Origin of the sequence: Novosphingobium sp. AAP83 (assembly GCF_001295795.1) — a bacterium.
Lineage (GTDB): Bacteria > Pseudomonadota > Alphaproteobacteria > Sphingomonadales > Sphingomonadaceae > Novosphingobium.
Window position 1 is genome coordinate 2,501 of record NZ_LJHY01000006.1, and the last position, 3,386, is coordinate 5,886.

1 tRNA gene and 2 rRNA genes are annotated in these 3,386 nt (G+C 53.0%); all 3 read left to right on the top strand.

From position 1 onward, the window contains the following. Nucleotides 1-99 precede the first annotated feature (99 nt). The 3 genes from IP81_RS04380 (at nt 100) to IP81_RS04390 (ending at nt 3,386) form a co-directional block, all read left to right on the top strand. Nucleotides 100-2,910, top strand: a 23S ribosomal RNA gene (locus tag IP81_RS04380). 156 nt (nt 2,911-3,066) lie between these two features. Continuing rightward, a 5S ribosomal RNA gene (gene rrf, locus IP81_RS04385) occupies nt 3,067-3,181 on the top strand. Nucleotides 3,182-3,309: 128 nt separating this feature from the next. Further along, a tRNA-Met gene (locus tag IP81_RS04390) sits at nt 3,310-3,386 on the top strand.

Here is a 3,386-nt window from a genome sequence, read left to right on the forward strand (position 1 = left end):
GATGCGTCACTTACAGATGTAACAATCTGGCTGAGATTATCGTCCATGCCTGTAAACAGCGCGATTTTATGCAAGGTTGTCGTTGATGGTGTGGATTCTCAAGCGTGAGGTAAGAGCATTTGGTGGATGCCTTGGCACATACAGGCGATGAAGGACGTGGCACGCTGCGATAAGCGTCGGGGAGTTGTGAGCAAACTTTGATCCGGCGATTTCCGAATGGGGAAACCCACCTTCACCATTTCTCTCGTGTTTTGAGCGGACGGTTTACCGTTGGTTCAGGGTGTGAGTGAGGTGGATAAGGTATTACCGAAGTGAATAAAATAGCTTTGGTGAAGCGAACCCGGGGAACTGAAACATCTCAGTACCTGGAGGAAAAGACATCAACCGAGATTCCGTTAGTAGTGGCGAGCGAACGCGGACCAGGCCAGTGCCTCTTGTTCAACTAGCAGAACAGTCTGGAAAGGCTGACCATAGCGGGTGACAGTCCCGTATGCGAAAGAAAGACAAGAGGACTCGAGTAGGGCGGGACACGTGAAATCCTGTCTGAACATGGGGGGACCACCCTCCAAGCCTAAATACTCGTATGTGACCGATAGCGAACTAGTACCGTGAGGGAAAGGTGAAAAGCACCCCGATGAGGGGAGTGAAACAGTACCTGAAACCGAATGCTTACAATCAGTTGGAGCCTCTTTAGGGGGTGACAGCGTACCTCTTGCATAATGGGTCAGTGACTTAGTCTACCAAGCAAGCTTAAGCCGTTAGGTGTAGGCGCAGCGAAAGCGAGTCTGAATAGGGCGACAGAGTTTGGTGGATTAGACCCGAAACCCGGTGATCTAGGCATGACCAGGCTGAAGGTGCGGTAACACGCACTGGAGGGCCGAACCGTTGAATGTTGAAAAATTCTCGGATGAGTTGTGTTTAGGGGTGAAAGGCCAATCAAACCGGGAAATAGCTGGTTCTCCGCGAAATCTATTGAGGTAGAGCGTCGGATGTATGCCGTTGGGGGTAGAGCACTGGATGGATGCGGGGGTCGCGAGATCTACCAATTCTAACCAAACTCCGAATACCAACGAGACTTATCCGGCAGACAGACGGCGGGTGCTAAGGTCCGTCGTCAAAAGGGAAACAGCCCTAACCTACAGCTAAGGTCCCCAAGTCATCACTAAGTGGGAAAGCATGTGGGAATCCCAAAACAACCAGGAGGTTGGCTTAGAAGCAGCCATCCTTTAAAGAAAGCGTAACAGCTCACTGGTCTAAACAAGGGTTCCTGCGGCGAAGATGTATCGGGGCTAAAGTGATGCACCGAAGCTTAGGGTGTGCTCGTTTACGAGCATGCGGTAGCGGAGCGTTCCGTAAGCCTGAGAAGCGATCTGGTAATGGGTCGTGGAGGTATCGGAAGTGCGAATGCTGACATGAGTAGCGATAAGGAGTGTGAGATGCACTCCCGCCGAAAGACCAAGGGTTCCTGCTTAAAGCTAATCTGAGCAGGGTGAGCCGGCCCCTAAGACGAGCCCGAAGGGGGTAGTCGATGGGAACCACGTTAATATTCGTGGGCCTGGTGGTGTGTGACGGATCTCGTGTATTGTCTGACCTTATCGGATTGGTCAGGCTTTGAAGAGGTTCCAGGAAATAGCCCCACCGTATAGACCGTACCCGAAACCGACACAGGTGGTCAGGTAGAGTATACCAAGGCGTTTGAGAGAAGTATCCTGAAGGAACTCGGCAAATTGCCTCCGTACCTTCGGAAGAAGGAGGCCCTGCATTAAGGCAACTTTTTGTGGGGGGCACAGGCCAGGGGGTAGCGACTGTTTAGCAAAAACACAGGACTCTGCTAAGTCGGCTTCAAGACGACGTATAGGGTCTGACGCCTGCCCGGTGCCGGAAGGTTAAGAGGAGGAGTGCAAGCTCCGAATTGAAGCCCCGGTAAACGGCGGCCGTAACTATAACGGTCCTAAGGTAGCGAAATTCCTTGTCGGGTAAGTTCCGACCTGCACGAATGGCGTAACGACTTCCCCACTGTCTCCAGGATATGCTCAGCGAAATTGAATTCTCCGTGAAGATGCGGAGTACCCGCGGTTAGACGGAAAGACCCCGTGCACCTTTACTGCAGCTTTAGAGTGGCATTAGGAAAGAATTGTGTAGCATAGGTGGGAGGCTTTGAAGCATCGGCGCCAGCTGATGTGGAGCCATAGGTGAAATACCACCCTGTTGTTTTCTGATGTCTAACCCAGGACCGTTATCCGGTTCGGGGACCCTCTATGGCGGGTAGTTTGACTGGGGCGGTCGCCTCCTAAAGAGTAACGGAGGCGCGCGATGGTAGGCTCAGGACGGTTGGAAACCGTCTGTTAGAGTGCAATGGCATAAGCCTGCCTGACTGCGAGACTGACGAGTCGAGCAGAGACGAAAGTCGGTCATAGTGATCCGGTGGTCCCTCGTGGAAGGGCCATCGCTCAACGGATAAAAGGTACGCCGGGGATAACAGGCTGATGATTCCCAAGAGCTCATATCGACGGAATCGTTTGGCACCTCGATGTCGGCTCATCACATCCTGGGGCTGGAGCAGGTCCCAAGGGTTTGGCTGTTCGCCAATTAAAGTGGTACGTGAGCTGGGTTCAGAACGTCGCGAGACAGTTTGGTCCCTATCTGCCGTGGGCGTCGATACTTGAGAGGAGTTGTCCCTAGTACGAGAGGACCGGGATGAACATGCCTCTGGTGTACCTGTCGTTCCGCCAGGAGCGCAGCAGGGTAGCTATGCATGGACGGGATAACCGCTGAAAGCATCTAAGCGGGAAGCCTCCCTCGAGATAAGGTATCATCGAGTCGTGATAGACCATCACGTTGATAGGCCGGGTGTGGAAGTGCGGTAACGCATGAAGCTAACCGGTCCTAATAACTCTGTTCATGCTTGTGAATTCCACCATCAATGACAGCATTGCCAAGGGATCTCACCGATCAGGTGAAAGCACGGGTTATCGCTTGTCATGGGTTGGACGATTGACCAGCTAGATCAAACATCTGACAAAACAGCATCGAAAAACCCTTTTGTGATACGCGCCGGCTCCATTGCTTGGTGACCATAGCGTCTGTGCCCCACCCGATCCCATCTCGAACTCGGCCGTGAAACCGGACTGCGCCAATGGTACTAACGCTTAAGCGTTGGAAGAGTAGGTCGTCGCCAGGCATTGAAGCTGGCGCGCATCGCAAAAACAAAAAACCCATTCACAAATCATCCATGGTTGATCCCCCACAAAGGGATCACCATCATGGATCGTAAACGCAGACGCACAAAAACGTCTGCGGATACCCCGGCGCGGGGTGGAGCAGCCCGGTAGCTCGTCAGGCTCATAACCTGAAGGTCGCAGGTTCAAATCCTGCCCCCGCAACCA